Raw genomic sequence first — 15723 nt, 5'->3', positions numbered from 1 at the left:
CGATGACCACCCCAGCCGATACCACGCCCGTCACGCTGACCGTCGAACGCGGGCTCGAAGTGTTGCGCGCGTTTCGCGCCGACCGTGCGCCTTTGTCGAACGCGGAACTCGTGCGTCGCACCGGTTTTCCGAAAGCGACGGTGTCGCGCATCACCGCGACGCTGATCCGCATCGGCTTTCTGCGGCGCGTGAGCGGCGGGCGGCAGTTCGAGCTGAGCGCGGGCGCGTTGAGCATCGGGCACGCCTATCTCGAAGCGAGCCCCGTCACGCGCCTCGTCAATCCGTTTCTTCAAACGCTCGCCGACAAGCTCGAACTGTGCGTCGCGCTCGCGGTGCCCGATCATCTCGACATGCTGTATATCGCGTGCAGGACGAGCGCGCGGATCGCGACTTTGCGGCTCGGTGTCGGCACCTTGCTGCCGATGGAAACGACCTCGGTCGGGCGCGCGCATCTGTACGCGCTGCCCGAAGCGCAACGCCGCGAACGCATCGCGGCGATTCTCGCGACGCCGGGCAAGAACGCCGACATCGTGCGCAAGAACCTCGACACCGCGTTCGAGGATCTGCGCACGACGGGCGTCTGCATGGCCGTCGGCGAATATCAGCGCAATGCGTACGGCATCGCGTTGCCGCTGACGGTGGGACGCACGCGCACGCTGATGTCGCTCAACTGCGGCGCGGTCGAACTCGAACCCGACATGACCGCGATCCGCAAGCGCGCGATTCCCGCGCTTCACGCGGCAGGGCACAGGCTCACCGAACTGCTCGCGGATGTCGATTGCGAGCCGTGATTCCGTACTTCGAAATCCGCTTCGACTCACGCGCGAGACAGCGCGCAGCAGAGCCGGTTTCGACGTACGGAACAACGCGGCGCATCGCGTTGACGCTATCGGTCGCGGTCGTCACGATGGGTTCACCGAATTCCAGAGAGAAAGGAAGAATCCATGTCGGAGTCTGTGAAGTCCAACGTGTCTTATGCGTCGTATCGTGTGCTCGCATTCGATCGTCCCGCGCGCGGCGTGCTGCGCATCACGCTGAATCGCCCCGAACGGCTCAATGCGCTCGATGCGCGCGGCCACGATGAACTCGCGCGCGTCTGGCGCGATGTCGATGAAGACGCGCAAACGAGCGCCGTGATCCTGTGCGGCGCGGGCCGCGCGTTCTCGGCGGGCGGTGACTTCGACATGGTCGAGGAAATGATCGAGTCCTTCGATGCGCGCGTGCGCGTGTGGCGCGAATCGAAAGATCTCGTCTACAACATCATCAACTGCTCGAAGCCGATTGTCTCGGCGATACACGGATCGGCTGTCGGCGCGGGGCTGGTCGCGGCGCTGCTCGCGGATGTATCGGTTGCGGCGCGTTCCGCGAAACTCGTGGACGGGCATACGCGCCTCGGCGTCGCAGCCGGCGATCATGCGGCGATCATCTGGCCGCTCCTGTGCGGCATGGCGAAGGCGAAGTATCACCTGATGCTGTGCGAGCCGGTGAGCGGCGAGAAGGCCGAACAGATCGGGCTCGTATCGCTCGCCGTGGACGATGCCGAGCTTCAGGACACCGCGCTCTCTATCGCCACGCGCCTCGTGAACGGCGCGCCTTCGGCGGTGCGGCTGACCAAGTACGCGCTCAACAACTGGCTGCGTCAGGCGGGCCCGACCTTCGATGCATCGCTCGCGCTGGAGATGTTCGGCTTCGGCGGCGCGGAAGTGCGCGAAGGCGTGGCGTCGTTCCGCGAGAAGCGCGCGCCCGCGTTCCCGGTGACCACGCCGGTTTCGCCCGCACGCAGCGCCTGAGAGGACGACACGACATGGCCAAGGTTCTTCAAGGCATTCGCGTCCTCGATTTCGGGCGCTATATCGCAGGGCCTTTTTGCGCGGCGCTGCTCGCGGACTTCGGCGCCGAAGTGATCCGCGTCGATCGCGTCGGCGGCAGCGAAGACCGCTTCGTCATGCCGGTCACGGAAAGCGGCGAGGGCGCGTTCTTTCTGCAATCGAACCGCAACAAGCGTTCGATCACGCTCGACATCGATCATCCTCAGGGCCGCGAGGTCGTGAAGCGGCTGATTCGCGACGCCGACGTGGTCATCGCCAACATGCCGCCCGCGACGCTCGCCAATCTCGGCCTCGATTACGAGTCGCTGTGCGCGATCAAACCGGACATCATTCTCACGGCGTCGTCAGCGTTCGGGTCACATGCGGATGCGGCGAATCGCGTCGGTTTCGATGGCGTCGGCCAGGCGATGAGCGGCGCGGTCTACATGTCGGGCACGCCGGAAAGCCCGGCCAAGGCGATGGTGCCGGTCGTCGATTTCGCGACCGCGCTGTCGTGCGCGCTCGGCACCGTGATGGCGCTCTACGAGCGGCGCACGAGCGGCAGGGGGCAGGTGGTCGAGGCGTCGCTCTTGCAAACCGCGCTGATGTTCGCGAGCGGCGCGCTGATCGAGGAAGCGGTGCTGTCCATCGACCGGCAGGCGACCGGCAATCGCAGCCCGATACACGGACCGTCGGACATCTTCCGTACGCGCGATGGATGGATCATCGTGCAGGTGATCGGGCAGCCGCTTTTCAGGCGCTGGGTGCGCATGATCGGCGATCCCGCGCTGATGGACGATCCGCGTTTCACCGACGACCTGCGGCGCGGCGAAAACGGCGCGGCGCTGAGCGAGATGATGTCGGCGTGGTGTGCGTCGCGCACGCGCGAGGAAGCGCTCGCCGCGCTCGAAGCGGCGCGCATTCCCGCTGGCCCCGTCTATTCGCCGCGCGAGGCGCTCGACGATCCGGCGATCCACGCTTCGCACGCGTTCGACTGGGTGGATTATCCGGGGCTGGCGCGCAAGGCGCCGATCGTCGTATCGCCGGCGATGCTGTCGCGCACACCGCCTTCGATCGAATCGCGGCCGCCGACCATCGGCGAGCACACGACGGAGATCCTGCACGAAGCCGGCTACGGCGACGCGCAAATTCAGGCGCTGCGCGAACTCGGCGTGGCGTGAAGTCTTCATGTATCGGGAAGTCGAAGCTCATGTCTCAAACGAATGTCCTCGAACAATACGGTCCACGCGAATCGATGGACTACGACGTGGTGATCGTCGGCGGCGGTCCGGCCGGATTGTCCGCCGCGATTCGACTCAAACAGCGCGCGGCGGTGCAGGGTGTCGAACTCGGTGTCTGTGTGCTGGAGAAAGGCTCGGAGATCGGCGCGCATATCCTTTCGGGCGCGGTGATGGACCCGCGCGCGCTCGATGAACTCATCCCCGACTGGAAGTCGCAAGGCGCGCCGCTCGATGTCGCCGTGACGGAAGACCGCTTTCTGTTCCTGTCCGAATCCGGCGCGCGTTCCGTGCCGAACTGGGCGCTGCCAGATAACTTCAGGAACCACGGCAACTATGTGATCAGCCTCGCGAATCTCACGCGCTGGCTCGGTCAGCAGGCGGAGGCACTGGGCGTGGAAATCTTCGCTGGCTTTCCCGCAGCCGAAGTGCTGTATCACGATGACGGTTCGGTGAAGGGCGTCGCGACGGGCAACATGGGCGTCGGCAGGAATGGCGAGCCGACCGAAAACTTCCAGCTCGGCATGGAACTCCACGCGAAGTACACGCTGTTCTGCGAAGGCGCGCGCGGTCATCTCGGACGGCAGCTGTCAGAGCGCTTCAGGCTGCGCGAGGGCGCCGATCCGCAGGTGTACGGCATCGGCATCAAGGAGTTGTGGGAGATCGATCCCGCGCAGCACAAGCCCGGACTCGTCATTCATACCGCCGGCTGGCCGCTCGACCGCGACACCTACGGCGGTTCGTTTCTCTATCACCTCGACGACAACCAGGTGATGGTCGGCTTCGTCGTCGGACTTGGCTATTCGAATCCGTATCTCTCGCCATTCGAGGAATTTCAGCGCTACAAGACGCATCCGTCGATCCGCACGTTTCTCGAAGGCGGCAAGCGCGTGTCGTACGGCGCGCGCGCGATCACGGCGGGCGGGCTGATGTCCTTGCCGAAGCTCGTGTTTCCGGGCGGCGCGCTCGTCGGCGACGATGCGGGCTTTCTCAACGCATCGCGCATCAAGGGTTCGCACGCGGCGATCAAGACCGGCATGCTCGCCGCCGACGCCGCCTTCGATGCGGTTCAGGCCGGGCGGCGCTCGGACGAACTCGCCGCTTATCCCGCATCGTTCAAGGGTTCGTGGCTGCACGACGAGTTGTATCGCGCGCGCAATTTCAAGCAATGGATGAGCAAGGGACTTTACCTCGGCACGCTGATGGTGGGCATCGAGCAAAAGGTGCTGGGCGGTAATGCGCCGTGGACGCTGCATCATCGGCATTGGGATCACGAGACGCTCAAGCCCGCTTCGCAATGCAGGCCGATCGCGTATCCGAAACCGGATGGCAAGCTCACGTTCGACCGATTGTCGTCGGTGTTCATCTCGAACACGAATCACGAAGAGAACCAGCCCGCGCATCTCACGCTGAAAGATGCGCGCATTCCGGTCGATATCAATCTGCGCACGTATGCGGGCCCGGAAGCGCGCTTCTGTCCCGCTGGCGTGTATGAATTCGTGAAGAACGATGCGCAGGAGGACCGCCTGCAGATCAACGCGCAGAACTGCGTTCACTGCAAGACATGCGATATCAAGGACCCGACGCAGAACATCGTGTGGGTGACGCCCGAAGGCGGCGGCGGGCCAAACTATCCGAACATGTGAGCGCAGCGCGTGCCCGATGGAATCGGGCACGCGCCGCGCTCAGGCTTCGGTGATTTCAGCCTCGCCGTTGTTGAGCACGACGACATCGCGTTCCACCGATCGCGCGCGAAACCGCAGCGCCGTTCCTGACTGGCGCCATATTTCGACGCGTATCGTCTCGCCCGGAAACGCGGGCGAAGAGAAGCGCGTGTAGAGCATCCTGAGGCGCGCTGCATCGTAGCCGCACACCGCGCGCAGAATCGCGTGACCGGCGATTCCGTAGGTCGCCAGTCCATGCAGCACGGGGCGCTCGAAGCCGGCCGCACGCGCCGTCGCGGGATCGACATGCAGCGGATTCACATCCCCGTTCAGTCGATACAGCAACGCGCCTTCCGCACGCACGGGCAGATCGCAGACGATATCCGCCTGCGTTTCCGGCACGGCCGAAGGCGCGGGCAGCGGCGCATCGTGCGGCTGACCGCGTGCGGTAAAACCGCCATCGCCGCGGCAGAAGTTCAACTGCTCGACGCGCGCCAGCACTTCACCGTTCGATGCGTCGATGACATCGCGCGACATCAGCACTTGCGCGCCCTTGCCTTCGCCCTTGTCGACGATCGACTGCACGCGCGTGCGCCCGATGATCGTCGCGGCGGCGGGCAAGGGCCGCATGAGCGTCACGCGCTGCTCGCCATGCACCACCTTCACGTAATCGATGCCGCTCTCGGGGTTGCGCATCCACTGTCCGGGAAAGCCGAGCACGGCGGCCATCGTCGGCGCGACGGCCATCTCAGGGCCGTAGGTGAACTTCAGTGCGCGCGTGTCGAGCGGATCGACACCGAAGCCGACGCTCAGCGCATACAGCGCGCTATCGCGCTCGGTGTAGGTCTGGTGCACGTCGTCGAACGGCCAGTTCTTCAGTTTCTGATAATCGATCGCCAAGTCAGTCTCCGTCGCGTCACACGGGGTCCCAGCTAAAGACATCGCCGGAGCGGTCCATCGGCACGAACGAGGACTTCAGCGCGGGCATGCCGTGCTCGGCGATGGATTCGGGCGTCCAGCCCTCGCTCTGATGCACGGAGCGCACGGGGCGCGGCTGGCTCATCAGGAAGATTTCGTTGTTGCGCACGGTGAAGATCTGACCGTTCACATCGCGCGCGCCGTCGCTCGCGAGATAGACCGCGAGCGGCGCGATCTTCGCGGGTGTCATCTGCTTGATCTTTTCGACGCGCGCCGCCTGCTCGGGCGTATCGGTGGGAATGGAGCTGACCATGCGGCTCCAGGCGAACGGCGCGATGCAGTTCGAGCGCACCTTGAACCTGCCGAGATCGAGCGCGATGGATTTCGAAAGCCCGGCGATGCCCATCTTCGCCGCGTTGTAGTTGGCCTGCGCGAGATTGCCGATCAGCCCCGAGGTCGATGTCATGTGGACGAACGTGCCGCTCTCCTGATCCTTGAAGCGGTTCGCGGCGGCGCGGCTCAGATTGAAGCTGCCGTACAGATGCACTTTCAGCACGGCATCCCATTCCTCGTCCGACATCTTGTGAAAGAAGCGGTCGCGCAGAATCCCCGCGTTGTTCACGACGCAATCGATCCGCCCGAACGCATCGAGCGCCTGTTCGACGATGCGTTCGCCCGCGCCGCTTTCCGCGACGCTGTCGGTGTTCGATACGGCTTCGCCGCCCGCCGCGCGAATCTCCTCGACGACGCGCTCGCCCGGCGTGCTGTCGCGGCCCGTGCCTTCGAGCGACGCGCCGATATCGTTGACCACCACGCGCGCGCCGTAACGCGCCATCAGCAGCGCGATATCGCGGCCGATGCCGCCGCCCGCGCCCGATACGACCACCACCTTGCCTTCCATCATCCTGCTCGTCATATGCGTCTCCGTTGAATCCCGATTGCCTGACTCCGACGATGAAGCGCGCGGCCGATATGTGTCAACGCGATGCGCGAGGACATTCCGTACATCGAAAAGGAGCGCGGCGCTAAACACGGCGCACGTACGGAAGAGGCGCAATCGAAGTACGGAACGTGCCATCACATGCCGTTGACGCGGGTGCCTCGCGAATCGCAGCATGAGCACATCACAGAAGCATCCGGAGAGACTGAAGACCATGATTCGCGACACCGAAACGATGAACGTGCTGCGCGACAACATCGCGCGTTTCGTTCGTGAACGCCTGATCCCCAACGAAGAGCGCGTGGCCGAGAGCGATGAGATTCCGCAGGACATCGTTCGCGACATGAAGGAGATGGGCCTCTTCGGGCTGACCATCCCCGAAGCGTACGGCGGCCTGCAATTGACGATGGAAGAAGAAGTGATCGCGATGTTCGAACTGGGGCGCGCATCGCCCGCGTTCCGCTCGCTGATCGGGACGACGGTGGGCATCGGCTCGCAGGGCATTCTGCTCGACGGCACCGAGGAACAGAAAGCGCTGTATCTGCCGCGTCTCGCGACCGGCGAGATCATCGCGTCGTTCGCGTTGACGGAGCCGGAAGCCGGGTCCGATGCGGCCTCGCTGTGCACCACCGCGATACGCGACGGCGATCATTACGTCGTCAACGGCACGAAGCGCTACATCACCAACGCGCCGCAAGCGGGCATCTTCACGCTGATGGCGCGCACCGATCCCGAGGACAAGAGTTCCGGCGGCATCTCGGCGTTCATCGTCGAGGCGGGCACGCCGGGCATCGGCTTCGGCAAGCGCGACAAGAAGATGGGGCAACGCGGCGCACATACGTGCGACGTCATCTTCGAGAACTGCCGCGTGCCCGCCGCGAATCTGATCGGCGGCGTGGAAGGCAAGGGCTTCAAGACAGCGATGAAAGTGCTCGACAAAGGGCGCATCCATATCGCGGCGATCTGCGTGGCGGTCGCGCAGCGCATGCTCGACGACACGGTGCAATACGCGATCGAGCGCAAGCAGTTCGGCCAGGCGATCGGCGAGTTTCAGCTCGTGCAGGCGATGCTCGCGGACAGCCGCACCGAACTCTATGCGGCGCGCTGCATGGTTCTCGATGCCGCGCGCCGTCGCGATGAAGGATTGAACGTGAGCACGGAGGCATCGTGCGCGAAGCTGTTCGCATCGGAGATGTGCGGGCGTGTCGCGGATCGCGCGGTGCAGATTCACGGCGGCGCGGGCTATATGAGCGAATACGGCATCGAACGTTTTTACCGCGATGTGCGCCTGTTCCGCATCTTCGAAGGCACGACGCAGGTGCAGCAACTGGTCATCGCGCGCAACATGCTGCGTGAAGCGCGCGGGTAAGGAGAGCGACATGATGTCCGCGCGAAAGTCCCTGCGTGATGCCGTGGAAAGCTGGATCACACCCAACCGGGCGATTCCGTTTCGTGTACGCTCGATTCATCGCGGCGAGCGGCTGCGATGCGTGCAGGTCGACGCCCGCGACGCCAGCGGCGATGTCGCGATCTGCTTCTTCAAACATGCCGACGGCGCGTGGCATCTCTTCCCGCCCGCGCCGCGCCGCCTGACGATGAGAATCGCGTGATGAGCGAGTGGGTCGCAAGAGAGGTTCTGAGCGAAGTCGAAGCCGCATGGAACACGGCGGCGCGCGACTGGAACGTGCAGGCATTCGGCGCGCTCTATGCGCCGGACGCGTTGTTCTTCGGCGGACGAAAAGGGCAGTCCGTCGGCGAGGCGGGCATCCTCGCGTATTTCGCGTCTTACGTTGGCGTGATCGAATCGGCCACGCTCGCATTGACAGACCAGCACTTCATTCGTCTGAGCCCGGACTGCTTTCTCGCGCAGGGATACGGCGAATTCACGTTCTCGCTTGCCGGGAACAAGACATCGAAAGCGCGCTTGCGCACGACGCTCGTCATCGCTTCGATCGACGGTGCGTGGCGCATCCGTCAGCATCATTTTTCCAACGAGCCGGAATCGCCGCCGATCTGACCATGCCGGCGCACATCGCGTGCGCCGGCATGAACGAGCCGATCAGAACTTGTGACGCATCGCGAGCCGCACGAGCACCTGATTGCGCGTGGTCGATGCATCGGGCGCGGACGTGCCGCCCGCGCCGTACGTATCCGGCGCGATCGATGCGACCGGCGCGTCGCCGACCGCATGCTGCCATGCGCCGAGCAGATATACATCGGTGCGTTTCGAGAGGAAGTAATCGGCGATCAGCTCGGCCTGATGATATCGAGGCTTCAGATCCGAGTTGTGCGCCTGGCCGTTCGTGTAGGTGTAGTTGCTGGAAAGAATGAACGCGGGCGTGATCTGCCAGCTTGCGGTCGCCGCGTAGTTGTCGAAGCGGAGCGAATCGCTCGCGGAATAGAACTTGGAGTGGCTATACACGAAGCCGAGCGTGACAGGCGTGAGCTGATACGTCACGCCCGCCGCGGCCACGTCCTCCCGAATCACCGCGCCGGTGAGGCCGGCGGCATGCAGCGGCGACGTTGTCGTCACGTTGATGTAATCGCCCGAGATCGCGCCCGTCGTATTCGCATTCGGCGCATTCAGATGCATATACGCCGCGCCGACAGACAGCCTGCCTTGCGTATAGCTCGCGCCGAGACTCCAGAGCCGGTTCGTCGCGAAGCCGGAGCCGTTGTCCGTCGTCGCGGTGTTGCTGAACGCGTACATGCCGCCGAACTTCAGACCGCCGAAGTTCGGGCTCGTGTACTTGACGGAATTGTTCACGCGAAACGAGTTGTCCATATTGTCATTGTCGAACGGATGCGCGAGACCCGTATACGGAATGCCGCTCAACGGCTGAATATATTCGACGATGGAATCGTATTGACGGCCCATCGTGAGCGAGCCGAAGCGATCGTTGGCGATGCCCATCCATGCTTGTCGTCCGAAGAGACGTCCGCCCTGCGCGAGCGCGCCGCCGCCGGTGAAGCCGTTCTCGAGCTGGAAGATCGCGCGGGTTCCGCCGCCGAGATCCTCCACGCCCTTGAAGCCGAAGCGATTGCCTTGAAGGACGCCCATCGTCATCGTCCAGTTTGCTTTGCCGTTGTCGTTGCTGACATAGTTCACGCCCGCATCGACGAGACCGTACAAGGTCACGCTGCTTTGCGCGTGCGCCGCGCCCGCAACGCTGCTGATTACCGCGACCGACAAAAGATGCCTTTTCACTGACGTGTCTCCTTGATTTTGTAGGACTTCGACTGCTGGTTATTAAAAAGCTATTTCGGATGACGAATTAATGGACATGCGCAGACACCGTCAGGCTGTCGAACGCGCTAACGGTGCAGATTCAGGTTCGGTTGCTTATGCTGCTTCGAAGATCGCCGCGAGCCCTTGACCGCCACCGATGCACATGGTTTCGAGGCCGTAACGCCCGCCGCGCCGCCGCAGTTCGTTGAGCAGCGTGGTCATCATGCGCACGCCTGTCGCGCCGATAGGATGCCCGAGCGAGATGCCCGAGCCGTTCACGTTCAGCCGTTCGCGGTCGTCCCATTGCCAGCCTTTCAGCACGGCGAGCGCTTGCGCGGCGAATGCCTCGTTCAGTTCCACCAGATCGATGCGATCGAACGAAAAGCCCGTGCGCGCGAAGAGTCTTTCGACGGCGGGAACCGGACCGATGCCCATGGTCGCCGGTTCGCATCCCGCCGCGGCCCAGCCGACGAGATAGCCGTGCGGCGCAAGTTCGAGCGCATCCAGCTTGTCTTCCGCGACGATCAGACACGCGGCCGCCGCGTCGTTCTGCTGGCTCGCGTTGCCCGCCGTCGTCACGCCGTCCTTCATGAGCGGCTTGAGGCGGGCGAGGGAATCGGCGGTCGTGTCGGCGCGGATGCCTTCGTCGCGCGTGAACATGAGCGGATCGCCCTTTCGCTGCGGCACGGCGATGGGCACGACTTCATCGTCGAACTTGCCTGCTTCCCACGCCGCGGCCGCGCGCCGATGACTCGACGCCGCGAATGCATCGGCTTCGGCCCGCGTGATGCCGTATTCGCGTGCGAGATTCTCGGCGGTTTCCACCATGCCCGAGATATAGCCGAAGCGATCTTCCGGCTGCGAGCGTTCGCGGCCGCGCTCCAGCCGATCGTGAAAGCGCACCGAGCCCGAACGCTTGCCCCAGCGCATGTCGGTCGTGTAGTACTCGATGTTGCTCATGCTTTCCACGCCGCCCGCCAGCACGACATCGGCGGCGCCGCTTTGCACCATCATCGCGGCGGTGACGATGGCCTGCAATCCGCCGCCGCAGCGCCGGTCGAGCTGCATGCCCGGCACGCTGACCGGCAGACCCGCATTGAGCGCCGCCCATCGGCCGATGCAGGGCGTCTCGCCGTTCGCATACGACTGCGCGAACACGACATCGTCGATGCGCGCGGGATCGATGCGCGTGCGTTCGAGCACAGCCTGTATCACGGGCCGTGTGAGGTCTTCGACCGGTACGCCGCGCAGGCTGCCGCCGAACGCGCCGACGGGCGTTCGCACGGGTGCAACAATGGCTGCTCGTCTCATGAATCGTCCTTCGATGTGGATATCGGATAAGTACGTGCACGATGCGAGCCGCACGATACTTCCGTCAACGCAGGACGAAAGACATTTCCGTACTTCGATAGCACGTCGAATGCGATATGCGGGTTGCGCCCTATGCGAAGGTCGCGCGCCTTCGCGATGCCGTTTCGTTGCACGGAACATGCTCGCGTGCCGCGTTGACGGGCATTGCCCTGCCGCTCAGGATTGGAGCGACAATGATCGGGCCTCGTTCCAGGTTCCGGTTTCCGGCTTCATCTCATCGGTATGGAATTGCAATGAACGATCATCAGAAAAGTGCGTGGCGGCCGAGCGCCGAAGACATCGCGACGTCGAACGTGAATGCGCTGATCGAACGGCTCGGCGTGCAGGACTACGACGCGCTGCTGGCCTGCGCGAGCGCGGAGCCGGACCGTTACTGGAAGACGGTGCTCGATTACTGCGGCATCGTGTGGGACGAGCCGTATCGCGCGTATGCGGACTATTCGGCGGGAAAGGAATTCCCCAAATGGTTCGACGGCGGCAGGCTCAACTGGGTGAACTCCGTGCTCAAGTGGGCGGACGATCCGTCCAGCGCCGAACGGCTCGCGATCGTCGCGGAACGCGAAGACGGCTCGGTGCACAACGTCACGTTCAGCGAGCTGAAGGCGCGTGTCGCATCGTTTGCGGCGGGCCTCAGGGCGCAGGGCGTGAGACGCGGCGATCGCGTCGGCCTGCTGATGGAAAACGGCATCGAAGCCGCCGTGACGATGCTCGGCCTGTCGTGGATCGGCGCCATCGCCGTGCCGCTTTTCAGCGGCTTCGGCGTCGATGCGATCGTCTCGCGCCTCTCGTCGTGCACGGCGCGCGCGCTCATCGCGACCACAGGTTTTTCGCGGCGCGGCAAATGGGTCGATGCGCGGGCGCTCGTCGATGAAGCGCTCACGCGCCTGCCCGATATCGACACGCTGATCTGGAAGGACGGCAATGAAGCGCGTGGCTTTCGCGGCAATGTCGTCGACTGGTCGGCGGTCGCGTCGGCGGCGCGGGATGCAGCGCCTGAAGTAATGGCGTCCGGCGATCCGTTCATGGTGATCTACACGTCGGGCACGACTGGTAAGCCCAAGGGCGCGGTGCACACGCACGGCGGCTTTCCGATGAAGATCGCGCACGATTCGGCGGTGCACTTCAACGTGAAGCCCGGCGATGTGTTCTGCTGGCCCGCCGACATGGGCTGGATCGCAGGCAGCCTCGTGATGTCGAGCGCGTTGCTGCGCGGCGCGACGCTCGTCTGCTACGACGGCGCGCCGGATTTTCCGGACTGGTCGCGCATGTCGCGTCTGATCGAGCGGCATCGCATCACGCATTTCGGCTCCGCGCCGACGCTCATTCGCGGTCTCGCGGCCAACGCCGACGTGGCGATGCAAGGCGACGTGTCTTCCGTGCGTCTGCTCATCACGGCGGGCGAGGGCATCGATCCGGAACACTTCGTCTGGTTCCAGCGCGCATTCGGCAGAGGCGAGCGTCCCGTCATCAATTACACGGGCGGCACGGAAGTGTCGGGCGCGTTGCTGTCGAGCGTGGTCGTGAAGCCCATCGTGCCGAGCGGATTCAACACGAGTTCGCCGGGCGTGGCCGTGGATGTCGTCGATGCGGACGGACACGCGCTCGTCGGCGCGATCGGCGAACTCGCGGTGCGCGCGCCGTTCGTCGGCATGACGCAATCGTTCTGGCAGGACGACGAGCGTTACCTCGATTCGTACTGGCGCACGGTGCCCGGCATCTGGGTGCACGGCGATCTCGCGATGCATCGCGAGGACGGTCACTGGTTCATGCTCGGCCGTTCCGATGACACGATCAAGCTCGCGGGCAAGCGCGTCGGGCCGGCGGAAATCGAGGAAGTGCTGCTCGAATTGCCGGAGATCGCGGAGGCCGCCGCGATCGGCGTGGACGATCCCGTCAAAGGGCAAAAGCTCGTGGTGTTCGTCATTCCGATGGCGGGCGCGCCCGTGTCGCAGACCGAGCTTGAGCAGATTGTCGCGCGCCACGTCGATACACGGCTCGGAAGGCCGTTCCGTCCGTCGGCGCTGCACGTCGTCGAGCAGTTGCCGAAGACGCGCAGCTCGAAGATCATGCGGCGCGTGATTCGCAGCGTGTATTGCGGGCGTTCGCCGGGCGATCTTTCGTCGCTCGACAATCCGGCGGCCATCGACATGATTCGCCGCGCCGCGCAGTCCTGAACGCGCTTCAGCCGTGCCGGTCCCGGACCGGCACGTTGCGCAGCAGAAAGTCGATCGCGACGCGCCCGAACCGGTCGTTGCGATCGCCCGCCACCATATGCCCCGCTTCCGCGACGTTCACATGATCTGCATGCGGGCACAGCGCGAGAAACTCGCGCACGCCTTTCTCGCTGACGACATCGGAACTTGCGCCGCGAACGAGCAAGGTCGGCGCCGATAACGCGCGCGCACACGCCGACAATCGTTCGTGGCGTCCGCGAATATCGAGCGGGCGTTCGATGAAGCGCGGGTCCCAGTGCCAGCGATAACGCCCGTCGTCGCCGAGCCGCACGTTCTTCGCGAGACCCTCCGGACTGCGACGGCGCGATTGCGACGGTCGATATTCGCTGATGGCGTCCGCGACCGCTTCGAGCGAATCGAAGCCTTCGGGACGCTGGCGCATGAAAGCGCGAATCCGGTCGACGCCCGCGGGCTCCGTGTACGGCACGATATCGACGAGGATCAGCGCGCTCGCATCGACGAGGCCTTCGCCCATCGCGACGAGGCTTGTCGCGCCGCCCAGCGATGCGCCGACGAGCACGGGTCGCGCGCCGTTCACCGAATCGATCACGCATTGCAGATCCTGCGCGAGCGCGTCGAGGCTGTAGTCGCCGTCCGGGCTCCAGCCCGAATCGCCGTGTCCGCGTGCGTCGTAGGCCACGGCGAAATAACCGGCCTCGCCGAGCCGCGCGCCCGTCTCGCCCCACGCGTGACGTGTCTGGCCGCCGCCATGCAGCAGGATGACGAGCGGGCCGCCCGGGTCGCCCCAGGTATCGGCGGCGAGCGCGATGCCCGATGGCCCGGTCCACATGTGCATCGGTTGCGGTGCGCCCGCGAGTCGGGTTCCTGCGCTCATCGTCGTTCCTTTTTCATGCGCATTCGTAGAGACGCCGCGCGCGTGGCCGCTCGGCGCACGCACGCCGCTCGATGAAGCGCAGCGCGGCATCGCCGAATACGTCATTGCCTTTGCCGACGCGATGACCCGCGTCGCGCACGGTGAGGTATTCGGCGTGCGGACACAGCTTGAGAAATTCGCTCGCGCCTTCCTCGCTGATGACATCCGAACGCTCGCCGCGCATCAGCAGCGTGGGCACCGCGAGCTTGCGCGCGCACGCGCTGAGCCGCCGATGCCGCCGCGCCATGTCTCGCGGCCACGCGACGAAATACGGGTCGCAGTCTTCCGGCGATCGTTGCCGCATGAAGGACTGCACGCGCGCGACGCCGCCGGCTTCCGTCTGCGGCGCGATGTTGACGAGGATAAGCGCGCGGGCATCGACGTAATTCTCGCCCACGGCGAGCAGGCTCGTCGCGCCGCCGGTAGCCGCGCCGATCAGCACGGGCCGACGCGCACCCAGCGATACCGCGATGCATTCGAGGTCGCGCACCATCGCGCTCTGGCTGTAGTTGCCGTCCGCGGGCCAGTCCGAATCGCCGTGACCGCGCGCATCGAACGCGATGGCGTGATAGCCCGCATCCGCGAGCAGCCGTCCCGTGCGATGCCAGGCGTGCCGCGTCTGCCCCGCGCCGTGCAGCAGGATGACCGGGACGCCGTCGGGGTCGCCCCAGGCATCGCCGGCGAGACGAACGCCGTCGTGGCTTTTCCACCAGCGCGCCGGTTCGGGCATGTGACTTGAAACGTTCATGACTTCGCTGCGCGCGGTTCGCGCCATCTCCGTTCTATCGGTCAGCACTCAATTTCATCGCGGGCGCGCGAGGCGTCAACGTCGATCGATGCGTTGTTCCGTATTTCGGAAGGGCGGGGCGTGTCTATCGCGCGTGCTTCGCGAGGAAGCGATCGAGTTGCGCGGCGAAATTCTTGCCGTCGCGCGGCGCATACGGCGCGGGGCCGCCCGTCTGGACGCCGGAGCTGCGCAACTGGTCCATCATCGCGCGGATCGACAGCCGTTCTTCGATGTTCTCCGTGCTCATCCATTCGCCGCGAGGATCGAGCGCGAACGCGCCCTTCGCGATCACCGCGGCGGCAAGCGGGATGTCCGCCGTGATGATGAGATCGCCCGCCTGCGCCATCTCGACGATGCGCGCATCGGCGACGTCGAAACCGGCGGGCACCTGAATCGCGCGTATCCAGGGCGAGGGCGGCGTGCGAAGGAACTGATTGGCGACCAGCGTGACGTTCACGTTCATGCGCGGGCCTGCGCGAAACAGGATATCTTTCACGACGGCGGGGCAGGCGTCGGCATCGACGATGATTTGCATCGGTTGGTATCCCGGAATGTTAAGCCGCCGTCGCGAATGGAAGCGGGCAGGACGGCGCGACGAGTATCGCACGATGACTTCCGGCGACGCAGCGCGGACCCGAACGCCCTATACTTTCGTGAAAC

General features: G+C 64.8%; 15 protein-coding genes. 8 read left to right on the top strand and 7 right to left on the bottom strand.

The window, feature by feature from the left end:
- Positions 1-2 precede the first annotated feature (2 nt).
- From QCE73_RS17525 to QCE73_RS17510, 4 genes are all read left to right on the top strand, one after another.
- The gene (locus tag QCE73_RS17525; protein WP_035499125.1) at positions 3-791 is read left to right on the top strand and encodes an IclR family transcriptional regulator; all 789 of its coding nucleotides are present in this window, start codon (positions 3-5) and stop codon (positions 789-791) included.
- Between the two features lie 153 nt (positions 792-944).
- A complete protein-coding gene (locus tag QCE73_RS17520) occupies positions 945-1790 on the top strand; it encodes an enoyl-CoA hydratase/isomerase family protein (RefSeq protein WP_309882622.1) in 846 nt (281 codons plus the stop codon).
- Positions 1791-1804: 14 nt separating this feature from the next.
- Positions 1805-2989: a CoA transferase gene (locus QCE73_RS17515; protein ID WP_309882620.1), complete on the top strand. Its 1185-nt coding sequence runs from the start codon at positions 1805-1807 to the stop codon at positions 2987-2989.
- Between the two features lie 29 nt (positions 2990-3018).
- The gene (locus QCE73_RS17510; RefSeq protein ID WP_309882618.1) at positions 3019-4692 is read left to right on the top strand and encodes an electron transfer flavoprotein-ubiquinone oxidoreductase; all 1674 of its coding nucleotides are present in this window, start codon (positions 3019-3021) and stop codon (positions 4690-4692) included.
- A 39-nt stretch (positions 4693-4731) separates the two neighbouring features.
- Here the strand turns inward: QCE73_RS17510 and QCE73_RS17505 are convergent, their stop codons facing one another.
- Both QCE73_RS17505 and QCE73_RS17500 read right to left on the bottom strand, forming a co-directional pair.
- Positions 4732-5610: a MaoC/PaaZ C-terminal domain-containing protein gene (locus QCE73_RS17505; protein ID WP_309882616.1), complete on the bottom strand. Its 879-nt coding sequence runs from the start codon at positions 5608-5610 to the stop codon at positions 4732-4734.
- Positions 5611-5626: 16 nt separating this feature from the next.
- Positions 5627-6532: an SDR family oxidoreductase gene (locus tag QCE73_RS17500; RefSeq protein ID WP_404989789.1), complete on the bottom strand. Its 906-nt coding sequence runs from the start codon at positions 6530-6532 to the stop codon at positions 5627-5629.
- Positions 6533-6782: 250 nt separating this feature from the next.
- Between QCE73_RS17500 and QCE73_RS17495 the strand changes: the two genes are divergently transcribed.
- From QCE73_RS17495 to QCE73_RS17485, 3 genes are read left to right on the top strand one after another with little or no spacing between them, the layout of a single operon-like run.
- Positions 6783-7937 (top strand): acyl-CoA dehydrogenase family protein, encoded by a 1155-nt coding sequence (locus QCE73_RS17495; protein ID WP_309883147.1) that lies wholly within the window; start codon positions 6783-6785, stop codon positions 7935-7937.
- Between the two features lie 10 nt (positions 7938-7947).
- Positions 7948-8178, top strand: a complete 231-nt coding sequence (locus tag QCE73_RS17490) for a hypothetical protein (RefSeq protein ID WP_035499207.1) — start codon at positions 7948-7950, stop codon at positions 8176-8178.
- Positions 8178-8585, top strand: coding sequence for an SgcJ/EcaC family oxidoreductase (locus QCE73_RS17485; RefSeq protein WP_309882613.1), 408 nt, complete (start codon positions 8178-8180; stop codon positions 8583-8585). The genes QCE73_RS17490 and QCE73_RS17485 overlap by 1 nt, the downstream gene beginning before the upstream one ends.
- Positions 8586-8627: 42 nt before the next feature.
- Here QCE73_RS17485 and QCE73_RS17480 read toward each other — a convergent pair whose 3' ends face one another.
- The gene (locus QCE73_RS17480) at positions 8628-9776 is read right to left on the bottom strand and encodes a porin (RefSeq protein ID WP_309882611.1); all 1149 of its coding nucleotides are present in this window, start codon (positions 9774-9776) and stop codon (positions 8628-8630) included.
- A gap of 135 nt (positions 9777-9911) precedes the next feature.
- Entirely contained in the window at positions 9912-11108 is a 1197-nt protein-coding gene (locus QCE73_RS17475) for an acetyl-CoA C-acetyltransferase (RefSeq protein ID WP_309882609.1), read from the bottom strand.
- 293 nt (positions 11109-11401) lie between these two features.
- Here QCE73_RS17475 and QCE73_RS17470 point away from each other — a divergent pair, with 293 nt between their 5' ends.
- Positions 11402-13342 carry an AMP-binding protein gene (locus tag QCE73_RS17470; RefSeq protein WP_309882608.1) on the top strand — a complete coding sequence of 647 codons (1941 nt, stop codon included), beginning with the start codon at positions 11402-11404 and terminating at the stop codon, positions 13340-13342.
- A 7-nt stretch (positions 13343-13349) separates the two neighbouring features.
- Here QCE73_RS17470 and QCE73_RS17465 read toward each other — a convergent pair whose 3' ends face one another.
- From QCE73_RS17465 to QCE73_RS17455, 3 genes are all read right to left on the bottom strand, one after another.
- Positions 13350-14237 carry an alpha/beta hydrolase gene (locus QCE73_RS17465; RefSeq protein WP_309882606.1) on the bottom strand — a complete coding sequence of 296 codons (888 nt, stop codon included), beginning with the start codon at positions 14235-14237 and terminating at the stop codon, positions 13350-13352.
- A gap of 13 nt (positions 14238-14250) precedes the next feature.
- The gene (locus QCE73_RS17460; RefSeq protein WP_309882605.1) at positions 14251-15024 is read right to left on the bottom strand and encodes an alpha/beta fold hydrolase; all 774 of its coding nucleotides are present in this window, start codon (positions 15022-15024) and stop codon (positions 14251-14253) included.
- Positions 15025-15148: 124 nt separating this feature from the next.
- Positions 15149-15598, bottom strand: a complete 450-nt coding sequence (locus QCE73_RS17455; RefSeq protein ID WP_309882604.1) for a YaiI/YqxD family protein — start codon at positions 15596-15598, stop codon at positions 15149-15151.
- Positions 15599-15723 lie beyond the last annotated feature (125 nt).

Source organism: Caballeronia sp. LZ029 (genome assembly GCF_031451275.1).
GTDB classification, from domain to species: domain Bacteria; phylum Pseudomonadota; class Gammaproteobacteria; order Burkholderiales; family Burkholderiaceae; genus Caballeronia; species Caballeronia jiangsuensis.
The sequence above is the reverse complement of the archived record's forward strand: the minus strand, read 5'-3'. Positions and strand labels throughout refer to the sequence as shown.